The sequence below is a fragment of the Exiguobacterium sp. s183 genome, from assembly GCF_018617655.1.
GTDB lineage: Bacteria > Bacillota > Bacilli > Exiguobacteriales > Exiguobacteriaceae > Exiguobacterium > Exiguobacterium aestuarii_A.
In genome coordinates this window covers 368,173-382,197 of sequence record NZ_JACSKN010000001.1, presented here as the reverse complement: position 1 = coordinate 382,197, position 14,025 = coordinate 368,173, and the positions used below count along the sequence as shown (strand labels likewise).

Annotated in this window: 16 protein-coding genes; 4 read left to right on the top strand and 12 right to left on the bottom strand. The window is 45.9% G+C overall.

The window, feature by feature from the left end:
* Positions 1-14: 14 nt before the first annotated feature.
* From KNP62_RS01980 to KNP62_RS01960, 5 genes are all read right to left on the bottom strand, one after another.
* Positions 15-248, bottom strand: coding sequence for a YneF family protein (locus tag KNP62_RS01980; RefSeq protein WP_012726454.1), 234 nt, complete (start codon positions 246-248; stop codon positions 15-17).
* Between the two features lie 125 nt (positions 249-373).
* Positions 374-2,365, bottom strand: a complete 1,992-nt coding sequence (gene tkt, locus KNP62_RS01975; RefSeq protein WP_214782591.1) for a transketolase — start codon at positions 2,363-2,365, stop codon at positions 374-376.
* A 199-nt stretch (positions 2,366-2,564) separates the two neighbouring features.
* Positions 2,565-2,798 (bottom strand): DUF896 domain-containing protein, encoded by a 234-nt coding sequence (locus tag KNP62_RS01970; protein WP_031423491.1) that lies wholly within the window; start codon positions 2,796-2,798, stop codon positions 2,565-2,567.
* A gap of 60 nt (positions 2,799-2,858) precedes the next feature.
* A complete protein-coding gene (locus tag KNP62_RS01965; protein WP_214784035.1) occupies positions 2,859-3,503 on the bottom strand; it encodes a YneB family resolvase-like protein in 645 nt (214 codons plus the stop codon).
* Between the two features lie 71 nt (positions 3,504-3,574).
* Positions 3,575-3,814, bottom strand: coding sequence for a hypothetical protein (locus KNP62_RS01960; RefSeq protein WP_214782589.1), 240 nt, complete (start codon positions 3,812-3,814; stop codon positions 3,575-3,577).
* Between the two features lie 204 nt (positions 3,815-4,018).
* On the opposite strand from KNP62_RS01960, the gene lexA reads away from it, so the two are divergent.
* The 3 genes from lexA (at position 4,019) to KNP62_RS01945 (ending at position 6,153) form a co-directional block, all read left to right on the top strand.
* Positions 4,019-4,639, top strand: a complete 621-nt coding sequence (lexA, locus tag KNP62_RS01955) for a transcriptional repressor LexA (protein WP_074033201.1) — start codon at positions 4,019-4,021, stop codon at positions 4,637-4,639.
* Complete coding sequence (locus KNP62_RS01950; protein WP_214782586.1) at positions 4,639-5,079, top strand: metal-binding protein; 441 nt, start codon at positions 4,639-4,641, stop codon at positions 5,077-5,079. The genes lexA and KNP62_RS01950 overlap by 1 nt, the downstream gene beginning before the upstream one ends.
* Before the next feature lie 198 nt (positions 5,080-5,277).
* Positions 5,278-6,153: an AraC family transcriptional regulator gene (locus KNP62_RS01945; protein WP_214782583.1), complete on the top strand. Its 876-nt coding sequence runs from the start codon at positions 5,278-5,280 to the stop codon at positions 6,151-6,153.
* Between the two features lie 109 nt (positions 6,154-6,262).
* Here KNP62_RS01945 and glnA read toward each other — a convergent pair whose 3' ends face one another.
* From glnA to hflX, 4 genes are all read right to left on the bottom strand, one after another.
* Positions 6,263-7,603 (bottom strand): type I glutamate--ammonia ligase, encoded by a 1,341-nt coding sequence (gene glnA / locus KNP62_RS01940; RefSeq protein ID WP_214692727.1) that lies wholly within the window; start codon positions 7,601-7,603, stop codon positions 6,263-6,265.
* Positions 7,604-7,650: 47 nt separating this feature from the next.
* Entirely contained in the window at positions 7,651-8,055 is a 405-nt protein-coding gene (locus KNP62_RS01935; RefSeq protein ID WP_074033204.1) for a MerR family transcriptional regulator, read from the bottom strand.
* Positions 8,056-8,147: 92 nt separating this feature from the next.
* Positions 8,148-9,446 (bottom strand): methionine gamma-lyase family protein, encoded by a 1,299-nt coding sequence (locus tag KNP62_RS01930; RefSeq protein ID WP_214782581.1) that lies wholly within the window; start codon positions 9,444-9,446, stop codon positions 8,148-8,150.
* A 2-nt stretch (positions 9,447-9,448) separates the two neighbouring features.
* On the bottom strand, positions 9,449-10,696 hold the full coding sequence (hflX, locus tag KNP62_RS01925) for a GTPase HflX (protein WP_214782579.1): 1,248 nt from the start codon (positions 10,694-10,696) through the stop codon (positions 9,449-9,451).
* 101 nt (positions 10,697-10,797) lie between these two features.
* Between hflX and KNP62_RS01920 the strand changes: the two genes are divergently transcribed.
* The gene (locus KNP62_RS01920) at positions 10,798-11,802 is read left to right on the top strand and encodes a tyrosine-type recombinase/integrase (RefSeq protein WP_214782577.1); all 1,005 of its coding nucleotides are present in this window, start codon (positions 10,798-10,800) and stop codon (positions 11,800-11,802) included.
* Between the two features lie 197 nt (positions 11,803-11,999).
* Here KNP62_RS01920 and KNP62_RS01915 read toward each other — a convergent pair whose 3' ends face one another.
* The 3 genes from KNP62_RS01915 to KNP62_RS01905 are packed head-to-tail and all read right to left on the bottom strand — an operon-like array spanning position 12,000 to position 13,880.
* Positions 12,000-12,320: a transposase gene (locus KNP62_RS01915; protein WP_251125554.1), complete on the bottom strand. Its 321-nt coding sequence runs from the start codon at positions 12,318-12,320 to the stop codon at positions 12,000-12,002.
* A gap of 37 nt (positions 12,321-12,357) precedes the next feature.
* On the bottom strand, positions 12,358-12,915 hold the full coding sequence (locus tag KNP62_RS01910; RefSeq protein WP_214782576.1) for a GNAT family N-acetyltransferase: 558 nt from the start codon (positions 12,913-12,915) through the stop codon (positions 12,358-12,360).
* Positions 12,897-13,880, bottom strand: coding sequence for an alcohol dehydrogenase catalytic domain-containing protein (locus KNP62_RS01905; RefSeq protein ID WP_214782574.1), 984 nt, complete (start codon positions 13,878-13,880; stop codon positions 12,897-12,899). Before KNP62_RS01905 ends, KNP62_RS01910 begins: the two co-directional genes overlap by 19 nt.
* Positions 13,881-14,025 lie beyond the last annotated feature (145 nt).

The window sequence follows — 14,025 nt, the reverse complement described above, 5'->3', positions numbered from 1 at the left end:
GCTTTCATGATTGATTATGATTTCTTTTCGTTTTTCATCTGCACGTTCATGGCGCGCATCACTTGGTTGACTTTCTTCTGTGATGGCTTTTGACCCATTTGCATCATCAACGTACGAATCATATCTTCATTGATTGGCGGGTTCTGTTCAAGGTAGTTCATCATGTATTTACGCGCGATAAAGAATCCGATCGCGATACCCCCGATGAGTGCTGCCACGACAAGAAGAATCCAGAATAATGTACTCAAGGCTTTACCTCCTCTACCATATGAAACATCGTTTTTTACTATACACTAAATTGACCAACTTCGCTAGTCGTCCAGAAAAAAAGTGACGACCAAACAAATGGTCGTCACGAGAATTTCGAATTCGATTAAAGCGATTTTACTGCATTGACGACGTTGTCGACTGACATGCCGTATTCTTTCATGAGGAGATCCCCAGGTGCAGATGCCCCGAACTTGTCGATTCCGAGTACTTTTCCACCGAATCCTACATATTTGTACCATCCAAGTGTCGCACCCGCTTCAAGTGAGACACGTTTCGTGATTGAAGATGGAAGAACAGACTCTTTATACTCAGCAGATTGTGCTTCAAAGAGTTCCCATGATGGCATCGATACGACTGCCGCATTCACGCCTTCAGACGCAAGCTGCTCACGCGCTTCAACGAGGACGTGTACTTCAGAACCCGTACCGAGCAAGAGGACGTCTGCATCTTTCGATTCACCTGCAACGACGTATGCTCCTTTTGCTGCCGTTTCAACCGATGTGCCTTCGAGCTCTGGCAACGCTTGACGTGTCAAGACGAGGAGTGAAGGTGTCGTTTTCGATGTTACCGCTTGTTTCCAAGCAGCGATTGTTTCTTTCCCGTCTGCCGGACGAAGAACAGAGAGGTTCGGCATCGCGCGGAAACTCATCAAATGTTCAACTGGCTCGTGTGTCGGGCCATCTTCACCAACTGCAATTGAGTCGTGTGTCAAGATGAACGTTGACGGAAGTCCCATGAGTGCAGCAAGACGAACTGCCGGGCGAAGGTAATCCGAGAAGACGAAGAATGTCGCACCGTATGGAAGGACGCCACCGTGAAGAGCCATTCCGTTTACAGCTGCTGCCATTGCGAACTCACGTACACCAAACCAGATGTTACGTCCAGCTGGATCTTCATCGAAGTCCACTGCACCTTTAATCATCGAGTTGTTTGAACCTGCAAGGTCAGCAGATCCACCGAAGAGAGTCGGTACTGCTTTTGCGATTGCGTTTAAGACTTCACCGCTCGTTTGACGTGTTGCTTTTTTCGAACCAATTTCGAATGTTGGCAACTCGCTGTCCCAACCTTCAGGAAGTTCGTTGTTCATCGCACGCTCGAACTGTGCACCGAGTTCCGGGTGCGCCGCTTTATATGCTTCTACGAGTTCGTTCCAGTTTGACTCATATTTCGCACCAGGCTCGACAACTTTCTCGTTGAACAAGTCGTATACTTCGTTTGGTACGTAGAATGACTCGCCTTCCCATTTATAGAACTGTTTCGTCAATTCGATTTCAGCATCTCCAAGTGGAGCGCCGTGCGACGCCGATTTACCTGATTTGTTCGGTGAACCGAATCCGATGACCGTTTTCACTTCGATCAATGTCGGTTTTGACGTCTCAGCTTTCGCCGCATCGATTGCTTTTGCGATTGAATCGATATCTGTTCCGTCTTCGACACGAATGACTTGCCATCCATACGCGTTGAAACGATCTTCTACGCTTTCAGAGAACGATTTGTGAAGATCGCCATCGAGTGAGATATCGTTTGAATCGTAAAGAACGACGAGTTTACCGAGCTTCAAGTGACCAGCGAGTGATGCTGCTTCTGCCGATACACCTTCCATTAAGTCTCCGTCTCCGCAAATCCCGAACGTATAGTGGTCAACGACGTTGAACTCGTCGCGGTTGTAAGTCGCTTCTAAGTGCTTCTCTGCCATGGCCATCCCGACAGCCATTGCAATCCCTTGTCCAAGCGGGCCCGTCGTCGCATCGACACCAGCCGTATGACGGTACTCTGGGTGACCAGGAGTCTTCGAGTCCATTTGACGGAATGATTTAAGGTCGTCCATCGACAAATCATACCCAGACAAGTGAAGGAGCGAATACAAGAGCATCGATCCATGACCTGCCGAAAGTACAAAACGGTCACGGTTGAACCAGTTTGGGTTTTTCGGGTTGTGACGCATTTTGTCTGTCCAAAGTGTAAACGCCATAGGTGCAGCACCCATTGGCATCCCTGGGTGACCAGAGTTCGCTTTTTGGACCGCATCAATTGAGAGCGTCCGGATCGAGTTAATCGCTAATAATTCTTTAGTAGTTGTTTCCACTAATTTCATCCTCTCTGTGTTAAGAAGGTTTTCTACCCGTCATATTTTATCACACTCATTCGTGTGTCACAACTAATTAATTAGTATAACACATTTAGTGAAATCGTTTCCTTCAATTGCCTTAAAAAAACCGCAATCCGTTCGTCTGATGACCGTTCGTGTATAACAAAAATGCACATCCTATACGAAATAGGATGTGCATTCAGCATCACTCGCCACGATAGCGTTTTTGATCTTCTTTCAATTTCTCTGGGGTGACGTCATTTCCATCTGGATCGACGACTTTCATCCCCATCATTTGTGATTTGAACGATTGACGGAACGCCTTCAAATATTCTTGACGCAAGTCTTGTTGTTCGTTCATTTCTTCTTGAGACAGTCCTTCTGTCTTCGCTTTGTTGGCGAGGAAATTGATTCGCTCCAATTGTCCTGGTGCTAACATCTGACTCGCCCCCTCTCTAGTGAATTTGTTCTTATACTTTACAAAATCAGAGAGGAAGAATCAAGTTTCAGCTACTGACTGGTGCTCGAGATACCGTCGATTGACGGTCGCTTTCGACACTTCATAACCGAATCCACGGAGGGTTGCCGCAATCTCAGCAAACGTCAACCCGCGCTCGCGCAGTTGGATAATCTCCTCAATCGGCACTTCGATTCGATGTCGCCCACCTTGATCATTGTTTTGAATATTGCGCTGTGGGTTGAATCCGTTGGCGACGGCGCGGCGCATCCCGCGAGAAATTTTAGCGTTGTGAATTTTACGTTGGTACTCTTCCACAACACTTACAATCTCTAAAACCATTTTTTCGGCATCGGAAACGACATAGTCCGACGTCGATTGCATCGTCAGCAACCGAACGTCATGCTTCATCAATGTATGCAAGATGGCAATCTTGGCATTTCCTCGTCCCAAGCGACTATCGTCCGTGACAAGTACGGCATCCAAATCAGACATCGACACATGGTCAAGTAAATCAAGGAGCCCCTGTCGATTCACTTCATATCCACTCTCTTGCTCCGTGATGATCTCTATGACTTCTGCCCCTAGTTGCGAAGCCAGACGCTGCAATTCATCGACTTGCCGACTGAGTGATGTCTCTTGGGTTGACTTGTTCGTCGATACCCGACAATAGATGACGACTCGCATCGCATCACTCCCTTTCATCGCATTCATTCCTTACGATACACAGTTCAAGAACGGTTCGCAATGATCAACATTCACTCAGCGGCATACCATTTTGTTTTTCGTTCATGATGCTCTTCTCGCTCTGCCATAATTTGTGCTTCGAGTGATTCCGCTTGGACATAAGCGACTTCTTCTTCAATCGTACGTTCCTCCATAGTGACGACTGGTTCGACTACTGCCGGTTCCCCTCGCATCTCCCCTGCCAAATAAAAAGCGAACATCCCGACCAAGAGCATCCCGACTAAAATGATTCCGTTAAGTGTATCTTTCATGATTGCATTGCCTCCTGTATAAGAATATATGTTCGTTAGAACGTTTGTTCGTTTATCTGTTCTCATCATAAAACAAGAACCCGTGTTCGGTCAACACAAAAAAAACGAACGAATGTTTGTACGCTCATGTGTTCTTGTGTTACACTAGACACATAAAGAATAGGATGCGTTTGCAGGTTATTCGATTACATCGAGGTGAACATAATGAAAAAAATGTCAGCGCGACAACAACAGATTCTTGATTTCATCAAAGACGAAGTTCGGGCAAAGGGATATCCGCCTTCTGTTCGTGAAATTGGAGAAGCCGTCGGCCTTGCTTCTAGTTCGACCGTACACGGTCACTTAGATCGTTTGGAAAAACGCGGGTTGATCCGTCGAGACAAGACGAAACCTCGCGCGATTGAAATTTTGACTGAAGATATGCCGGCAATGGAAGAGCAAGAGTCCGTCATGTACGTACCGGTCATCGGGAAAGTTACCGCCGGGACACCGATTACCGCCATCGAGAACGTGGAAGAACACTTCCCGCTCCCGGCACATATCGTCGGTTCAGATAATGTATATATGTTGTCCGTTTCCGGAGATTCGATGATCAACGCCGGAATTTTGGACGGGGACCGCGTGCTCGTTCGTCAGCAAAGCACCGCCGACAATGGAGAGATTGTCGTCGCTATGACCGATGAGGGCGAGGCGACTGTGAAACGGATTTATAAAGAAGCTTCAAAAGTCCGTCTTCAACCGGAAAACGATGAGTTGGAAGCAATGTATTTTGACAACGTCTCGATTTTAGGGAAGGTCATCGGTGTATACCGGACGATTCATTAATGGCTAGTGGCAAGACCCATACCCGAACGAATCTCGTGGCAACCGGCGCACTTGCGGTTGCCACGCCTTTTATTGACATCGATATCCCGTTCGCATTGATCATCGGTGCGATTATTGGTACACTCTGGCTCTCCCCGGACCTTGACTTAAAATCAGATGCCTATTACAGATGGGGTCCACTTAAATTCATGTGGCTCCCATATGTGAAGCTCATGCCGCACCGTTCGCTCTTTTCGCATTTACCTGTTTTGAGTGATCTGATTCGGATTGCGTACATCGGCTTCCCACTCATTCTGCTTTTGCCTTTCACAGCATATGAAACAGAAATCCGGTCGTGGGTGGACGTACACGGCATGTCGTTCTTTTTAGGACTTGTATTTGCAACGACCCTGCACACGACGCTTGACTATACATCGACATTCTTCAAGAAAGCATTCTGAACAATTTAAAGGACCACCTACCGATTTTTCGCGGAGGTGGTCTTTTTTTACAGACGAATTCGCAACACATTAGGGTATTCATAACATAATGTATTGAAGTATGCATTCATTTTTCCAATCCGATAATTCTTGTACTCAAATCATCAAGATACTCAGATGCCATTCCCTTATAGTCGAATTATGAAGGAGGTGATGATGTTGGTAGAAGCGCTAAATGAGTTAATGGAACATATCGAACAGCAATTGCCCGAAGAAATTTCAGATTCTGACATCACAAAAATCACCGGGCTCTCTGCCCACCATTTTAAAAGAGTGTTTTCGTATATGTCGGGAATGACATTGACTACTTACATCCGAAATCGCCGTCTATCGATTGCGAATGAGGAATTGATTCATGGTTCTAGCGTGACAGATGTTGCATTTCGATATGGCTACCATTCGATCGAAGGCTTCTCGAGAGCATTTCGAGAGTGGTCAGGATTCTTGCCTTCCGAAGTCATGAAGAATCATATTCAAAAGTCGTTTCCTCGCTTCACGTTTTATATCGATATCAAAGGAGGAACATCAATGGAATTCAAAATAGAAGAGAAAGACGCATTTCAAATCGTCGGTGTTTCAAAACGTGTCCCTGTTCAGTTCGAAGGGATAAATCAAGAAATTGTGGCATTAGCACAGTCTATAAGTGAACAACAGCGTATGCATATGCGTGAAATGGGAAATCTTTACCCGAACCATGTACTAAATGCATCGTTCAATTTCGATGATGGTCACTTAGAAGAAGAAGGATATTTGACCCATATGATCGGGTTCGCTACGACAAGAGAAGATGTATATGATGACCTAGAACAAATCTCAATTCCGAAAAGCTTGTGGGCTGTCTTCCCGAATTGCGGTCCGTTCCCACAAACGCTTCAAGAAACGATGGCTAAAACCTACGCAGAATGGTTACCATCTTCCGGATATGAACTTCAAGACTTACCAGGGATTTCATTTAGTAAAATTGAAATGGGTTATGAGAACGTCTATAGCGAAGTTTGGGTTCCAATCAAGTCAAAAGAGGATAAACAAACATAACAATAACGAAATCAATTGAGCGACCCTACACTTAATATTGCAAATAAAGAGCACGGAATGATCTTCAGCTGAAAGTCATTCCGTGCTCTTTTTTTGCATATCTCTTCTATTAGTAGAGCGTCATGTACTGATCGCGTTCCCACTCTGTTACTTGCATACGGAACATATCCCACTCGATTTCTTTCAATTCGAGGAAGTGTTCGCCGATGTGCTCACCGAGTGATTCCATCACGACTTTGTCCGCACGAAGGACTTCGAGTGCGTCGAAGAGCGTTGCCGGAAGATCGTCAATCCCGTTTGCTACACGCTCTGGTTTGTCCATCACGTAGATGTTGCTGTCGATTGGTTTTGGTGCATTCAAATCTTTTTCGATTCCGTCAAGACCTGAAGCCAAGAGGGCAGCAAGTGCGAGGTACGGGTTCGCTGCTGGGTCAACCGAACGTACTTCGATACGAGTCGAAAGACCACGTGCTGCTGGTACGCGTACGAGTGGTGAACGGTTGCGTGCGCTCCATGCAACGTAGCAAGGTGCTTCGTAACCAGGTACGAGACGCTTGTAAGAGTTCACAGTCGGGTTACATACTGCTGTGAACGCACGAGCGTGCTCCAAGATACCAGCTGTGAACGCGCGAGCTGTGTCTGAAAGTTCCATGTCGCCATTTGGATCGTAGAAGACGTTTGTGTCGCCTTTGAAGAGTGACATGTTCGCGTGCATTCCTGAACCGTTTACTCCAAAGAGTGGTTTTGGCATGAATGTCGCGTGAAGACCATACTTCGCTGCGATCGTCTTAACAACGAGCTTGAACGTTTGAATGTTATCTGCCGTTGTGACAGCATCTGCGTATTTGAAGTCGATTTCGTGTTGTCCTGGTGCAACTTCGTGGTGTGATGCTTCGATTTCAAAGCCCATGTTTTCAAGTTCGATGACGATTTCTTTACGGCAGTTCTCACCGAGGTCAACTGGCGCCAAGTCGAAGTATCCACCTTGGTCGTTGAGCTCAAGTGTCGGACGACCTGATGCGTCTTTCTTGAACAAGAAGAACTCTGGCTCTGGTCCAACGTTGAACGCTGAGAAGCCAAGTTTTTGCATTTTCTCAAGGTTACGCTTGAGTGTACCACGTGGGTCACCACTGAATGGTGTACCGTCTGGGTTATAAATATCACAAATTAAGCGAGCGACTTTTCCGCTGCCATCTGTCCACGGGAAGACAACCCATGTGTTGAGGTCTGGATATAAGTACATGTCTGATTCCTCGATGCGGACGAATCCTTCGATTGACGATCCGTCAAACATCATCTTGTTATCAAGTGCTTTGTCCAATTGGCTGATCGGCACCTCGACGTTTTTGATTGTTCCGAGGATATCCGTGAATTGAAGACGAATAAAGCGTACGTCTTCCTCTTGTGCGATGCGTTTAATGTCTTCTTTTGTGAACGTTTTTCTGGCCATGGTAAAATGTCCCCTCTCACATTGTGTAATGGTTGATGTGTGCGGCGTTATCGATAAAAACGTGAAAGCTCGCCTTGAATGAGCGACGTCTTATTGAAACGACCGGCTTCTTGAAGCTGTGTTTTCAACAAATGATGTAACTCTTTTTCCGAAACCTTTGGTGCTTCATTGACTGGTGCGGCCGGAGCAGACGTTTCCGCTTCTTTTTCACCTTCTTGCTCTAACATGTGGCGAATTGCCGCCAAATTAAAGCCTTGGTCAATGTAATCCTTGATTGCGAGTAGACGTTCGACATCATTAAAGGAATAAAGCCGTCGTTTCGATTCCGTCCGACTAGGCGAAATCAGACCCTGTTCTTCATAATACCGAATCTGTCTACCAGTCAGTTGCGTCAGATCTTGGACGATTCCAATCGGAAACAACGGGTTGGAGCGACGAAATTGATCAGCCATCCTTACCCCTCCTTTTCTGTCTCACAATGTGAGAATAATACATGACAACAATCCTGTCAATAGATGTTAAGAAAGTTAACATGACAGAACGGTTACAAATGTGCTTGTTGATTTTGGTCGTTAAATTCGACCAGTCCTTTATCGTGTAATTGGCTCAACGCCAACATAAGCGCGACTTTCACATGAGCATACGTCAGACCACCTTGAACATACGCTGTGTATGGCGCTCGAAGCGGTCCATCCGCTGACAACTCGATCGATGAACCTTGAATGAACGTCCCTGCTGCCATGATGACATCATCTTCATATCCAGGCATATAGGCCGGAACGGGTAACGCATGAGCGTTTACCGGTGATGCCATTTGGATGCTTTGACAAAACGCGATCATCTTTTCACGGTCGCGGAACGTCACCGATTGAATCAAGTCCGTTCTCGGAGTCGAATAGTGTGGGTCAGTCTCAAACCCAATCAACGATAAAAGGCTTGCCGTCAAGTGTGCCCCTTTCAATGCCTGTGCGACAGTATGAGGAGCCATATAAAAGCCCTGATACATTTCTTGAAGCGAATAGAGCGACGGTCCAGCTTCACTCCCGATACCTGGAGTCGTCATCCGGAACGAACAACGTTCAATCAGTTCTTTCGTCCCTGCGATATAACCTCCCGTCTTCGCCAATCCGCCCCCTGGGTTTTTGATAAGAGAACCCGCCATCAAGTCTGCACCGACGTGAGTCGGTTCGATCGTCTCGACAAATTCACCGTAGCAATTGTCCACGAACACATACACATGCGGATGCGCCGCTTTGATACGTTCGATGGCAAACTTGATTTCCTCGACTGGAATGCTGCGACGATTCGCATATCCTTTCGAGCGCTGAATCCCGATGAGTTTCGTCTCTGGACGAATCCGTTCGATGACGCGGTCGATGTCGATTTCGTGTTCCTCTTTTAATTCAACAGTGTCGTAATGGACACCCAGTTCTTTTAATGAGCCGCGACCGTCTCCACGAATGCCGACGATTTCCTCGAGCGTGTCATATGGCTTCCCTGTGATATACAGCAATTCGTCACCTGGTAGGAGGACACCGAACAAGGCAATCCCGATTGCATGTGTACCCGAGATGATTTGCGGTCGGCATAATGCGAGCTCTGCTCCGAACACGTCTGCATAAATCGACTCGAGCGTGTCACGACCGAGATCATCATATCCATACCCCGTCGTCGGATTAAAATGAAAATCCGATACTTTGTGCTTTTTAAACGATTCGAGAACACGATACTGGTTGAACTCAGCCGTCTCTTCAATCTTCTCAAAAAATGGTTTCACTCGTGCCTCGGCCTTTTTCACATACGGCGCGAGTGCATCATAATGTTCAATCTTTTCTTGCCACATACTTACACCTCAAATTGTTTTAGCGTCGCATATAGACGCGTGTCTTCTCTCATATAACCTACCAACTCGACAGAACCGTCATCCAAGAAGTTTTCTTCAAGACGATACATCGCTTCTTTGGAAGGGTGGTAATGTTCAAAAGCCGTCACCGGCAAGACGACGTGGACTTTTGTTAAAATGTCCGAGATTTTATCTTCGAGTGCACCAATCAACTGTTCGATATCTTCTGATGCGATCGCAGAGATCAACAGCGGTCCACCGACGAAGTCTTCTGTGAGCCGGTCTTTCTTATTATATACCTCGAGTTGTGGGACCTCACTCGCACCGAGTTCTTCCAATACCGCATTCGTCGTATCGATTTGGTTCAAATAATGTGGGTTCGATGCATCGATGACGTGGAGGATCAAATCAGCACCGACCACTTCTTCCAAAGTCGAACGGAAAGCGGCAACAAGTTTCGTCGGTAAATCACGAATAAATCCGACCGTATCGGTAATCAGCACTTTTCCACCGCGTGGAAGTTCGAGTTCACGCGTCAACGGGTCAAGTGTTGCGAACAACTCATCCTGTTCATACGTATCTGCATCCGTCAATCGATTAAAGATTGTCGACTTCCCAGCATTCGTATACCCGACGAGCGCGACCTGGAACACGCGATTTTCTTTCCGACGTTCCCGGTAGCGATCTCGGTGTGCGACCGTTCCTTCGAGTTGTTTCGTAATCTCATCGATGCGACGCTTGATGTGGCGACGGTCCGACTCAAGTTTTGTCTCACCCGGTCCACGAGTCCCGATTCCACCACCGAGTCGCGAGAGCTGTGTCCCTTGTCCGATGAGACGTGGTAGTAAATAGTTCATCTGCGCAAGTTCGACCTGCAATTTCCCTTCGCGCGATTGCGCACGGCTCGCAAAGATGTCTAAGATGAGCTGCGTACGGTCAATCAGCTTCATGTCATCCGGGTCGTTCAAGGCGATGCGAATGTTCTTCGACTGCGCCGGTGTCAACTCGGCGTTGAAGATTAACAAATCCGGCTCGAACTGTTCGACGAGCATCGCGAGCTCCTCAATTTTCCCTTTCCCGATAAAGGTACGACGGTCGACTTGTTGACGTTTCTGGTCGAGTCGTGCGACGACTTCACCTTGCGCCGTGTCCACGAGTTCGACGAGCTCGCCCATCGACTGTTCATATGTCCAATCATCGACATTCGGTAACTGACAGCCGACGATGACAACTTTTTCACGTTCTATCATGTAATCCCTCATTCCATAAAGTCTCACCTTTCATCTTACCACGAATCAACGTATAGAGAACGTCCGTTTGTGGTAGGATAAAAGAAGAAGGAGGCTCGACCATGACGAAACGTAGAAAAGACTATCCGCTCCCGGAATTTATCGAAACATACTTGTATCATCTCGGAGCAAGCGGCCGTCAACCCTCGACGCTAAAACGATATCGCTACGACTTGATTGACGTGCATAAATACTTTCACGACCACAATGTCGAACTGAACGAACCGACGGACTGGTTAGACGTCCCCATCGAATCGTGGAAGACGTTTGTGAATGACTTTTTAATCGAAGAGAAGCACTATCAACAGGCGACCGTCGCTCGAATCGTCACGGTCATCAATAGCCTGACCCACTTTTTAAATCCGCTTCGGAAGAAGATGCTTGCCTACTCGCAGCCGGCACATACGTTATCCATCGACCAAATCGCACTCGAGTCTGAATTCAATCGTCTTGTTCATACGATTCGTTCGACGAGGGGCTTGAGCGAGAATCAGTTGCAAGCCCATCCTTATCTTGTCAATCGGAACGAACTGATTGTGACGCTCTTCTATAAATACGGCTTGCGCGTCCATCATATCATTCGTTTACGTATGAGCGACCTGCACCTGGCTGATCACACCTTTGACGTATATGATCGTCTCGGGAACCAGTTCACGTTGAAGCTTTCGCAAGAGGACCAATCGTTACTCATGAACTATTTGGCCGACATTCCGACGCCGGTACGGCCACGCTGGTACTCGGAAGATCCAGTCTTCGTCTCATTCGATTTCGCGCGGATGACGTTCCGCTGGGTGTATGCGAAGAATCAACCGAAGCAATTGACGATCGTCATGATCACGAAAATGATGCGACAGCTAAACGAGCGGAGCGGACTCGCACGTTCGGTCACCCCGTCAATGCTTCGAAACGCCCATGTGTTAAAAACGTATGCAACCGATATGACTCCATCTGAGCGAATGAACGTCACGTGTATGCATAAAGAATCTTCCTTACGTCGCTATGAACAGGCGTATGAAGAATTCGGTACTGAATTCTTCGAGTCAGACGAAAGACCCGCCCTCTCGTGAAGGACGGGTCTTTGTCATGTAACTCAAGGATCTAGTGGAAAATACGAATCCACTTCTCTTTCAGTTCCATAAGCTACAATGATTTCTCTACTTTCCGGAGTTAAGAAAACCTCCATCTAAGATTTTAACAATACCTACATGATTCTCAGCAACTTCAAATTGATCGTTAGAATCATCATATAACTCAATATAATATCTCATCTTCTATTCTCCTCGTCATTGCCATCCAAGTTCAATTCGACCAATTCTAAGAATGAGTCCCGCAATTCATTCTCTGTATCTTGTGAGTCTAGCAGTAACTTAGGCTCGAGCTCACTATCATTTAATGTGGAACTTCCGTCAATAATCCCTAGCATATGAGAGACTGTATCAATCATGATTTGTTCCATCATCTTTAATAAGATTTCCTTTTCTTCTGGATTAGAGTTTTGATATAAATTCCAAAACGCATCCATGTTTGAATCCACTTCTACCGTCTCATACATTTCTTTATATTCATCAATTCCGTCTCTGATCACCGTTTAATAAATCGCCCTAACAAATTCTTGATTCACGTCAGTCATTATTCCCTCTCCATTCATCCCGCAACAACCCATAAACAACATGATCAACGTAACGGTCATACAGCCATTCTGCATCTCGAATGACCCCTTCTTCTTTAAAACCGAATCGTTCCGGAAGTGCGCGACTCTTCAAATTCTCTGTCGCGACCCGGATCTCAATCTTATTTAATTTAAGGTCTCGGAACCCATACTCGATGATGGTCTCGAGCGCTTGACTCATGATTCCTTTACCTTGAAACTCTTGACTAATCCAATACCCAATGGTGCCGCAATTGATTCCACGGTCGATTTCGTTAAATCCGATTGTCCCGGCAAGCGTTCCTTTATAGATCACAGCAAAAGATTTTGGGAATCCACCCGTCTCAATCAGTCCTTTAATTCGTCCTTCTATGTTCTTCTTCGAGTCTTCTACTGATTCGATATAATCAAGCCAACCGAGCCACTCTCGCAGATAAAGCTTCGATGCCATCGTCAGTTCAAACAGTGCGTCTGCATCTTTTACATTAAACATTCTAAGTGTGATATCGTTATTTATTTTATAATCAAGCATATGGACCCATCCTTCTCAGTCATCAATTGATGTTTTTTCTTTTTATACGTCACTGCAATCTTAATTGGGTTGATGACATGTGCACTTAGTCTTTCAAACGTAGCAATTAAGCTAGATTGATCAATGTCCAACTCAAAAATCTCTTGTATGTATGAGGTTTGCCAACTCGCTCCAAAAAACCACTTGAAATGTTCTCTATAGTCCCAACCGTCACTTGATCCGACGATATATAACTCTTTTTCATAGAATTGCGGTAGAAGCACCAGTTCTTCTTGATTCCCGTCTGATAAGATACAGATAGACCCATTCGGCATTACTGCCTGTTGAAGGTTCATGAACCCTTCATTTCGAGCAGAACACTCCATGCCATAATGGTAGTGGCTGTCCTTCACCTCGTTCGGGGCGTATACCTGTTCAACTCCAAACCGATAAGCTAATTCTCTTCGATTCGAATCTGGCTCGATTGCATCAATCTTTTTCACACCATAATAATTTCTTAAGTAATATGTTGCGAGTAAACCCATCGTCCCCAATCCAGAAACAATGACCGAATCGGTAGAGGATGGCACTAATTTTCTAACCCCTTTCGCTGCATCACATGACAAAATCGCTAGCAACGCCGTTTTATAATCCACTTCCGGTGGAACATAAAACGCTTTCTGTGCAGAGACGATCCCGTATGTTTGTTGTCCATAAAAAGCAATCACCCGGTCGCCAACATGGAGTGTCGTAACATCCTCACCCTTATCTACAACCCTTCCATAACTCTCATATCCCACTTTACGGGGATAGTCCGGACTCGAATCAGTCAAATCCGTTTCGTCATATTGAGGAAGCTCTGCCCCAACACTAATGGCGGTAGCGATGGTTTCAATCAAAACTTGATCTGCTTCAAGAGCAGGTACTCGTGTTGTAACCCACTCCAACTTCTTTTTACCTACGAGTTTCAAAGCTTGTTGAATCATTTCACCCTCTTAATATTAACAATTGCGACCATATGACAAGTTTACAGAATTAATCAAATTTTGTATAATTATTTTCATATTATTTTGTAAAGAGGTGTAAATGTGTAAAAACGATTCGTCCACCCTACCTAATTGAATAGATTCG

Coding starts and splice junctions, on each gene's coding strand:
- KNP62_RS01960 (WP_214782589.1), bottom strand. CDS start 3,814: ATGAAAGATACACTTAACGGAATCATTTTAGTCGGGATGCTCTTGGTC.
- tkt (WP_214782591.1), bottom strand. CDS start 2,365: ATGAAATTAGTGGAAACAACTACTAAAGAATTATTAGCGATTAACTCG.
- KNP62_RS01920 (WP_214782577.1), top strand. CDS start 10,798: ATGACGAAACGTAGAAAAGACTATCCGCTCCCGGAATTTATCGAAACA.
- KNP62_RS01910 (WP_214782576.1), bottom strand. CDS start 12,915: ATGCTTGATTATAAAATAAATAACGATATCACACTTAGAATGTTTAAT.
- hflX (WP_214782579.1), bottom strand. CDS start 10,696: ATGATAGAACGTGAAAAAGTTGTCATCGTCGGCTGTCAGTTACCGAAT.
- KNP62_RS01970 (WP_031423491.1), bottom strand. CDS start 2,798: ATGTTAGCACCAGGACAATTGGAGCGAATCAATTTCCTCGCCAACAAA.
- KNP62_RS01930 (WP_214782581.1), bottom strand. CDS start 9,446: ATGTGGCAAGAAAAGATTGAACATTATGATGCACTCGCGCCGTATGTG.
- glnA (WP_214692727.1), bottom strand. CDS start 7,603: ATGGCCAGAAAAACGTTCACAAAAGAAGACATTAAACGCATCGCACAA.
- KNP62_RS01965 (WP_214784035.1), bottom strand. CDS start 3,503: ATGCGAGTCGTCATCTATTGTCGGGTATCGACGAACAAGTCAACCCAA.
- KNP62_RS01905 (WP_214782574.1), bottom strand. CDS start 13,880: ATGATTCAACAAGCTTTGAAACTCGTAGGTAAAAAGAAGTTGGAGTGG.
- lexA (WP_074033201.1), top strand. CDS start 4,019: ATGAAAAAAATGTCAGCGCGACAACAACAGATTCTTGATTTCATCAAA.
- KNP62_RS01950 (WP_214782586.1), top strand. CDS start 4,639: ATGGCTAGTGGCAAGACCCATACCCGAACGAATCTCGTGGCAACCGGC.
- KNP62_RS01935 (WP_074033204.1), bottom strand. CDS start 8,055: ATGGCTGATCAATTTCGTCGCTCCAACCCGTTGTTTCCGATTGGAATC.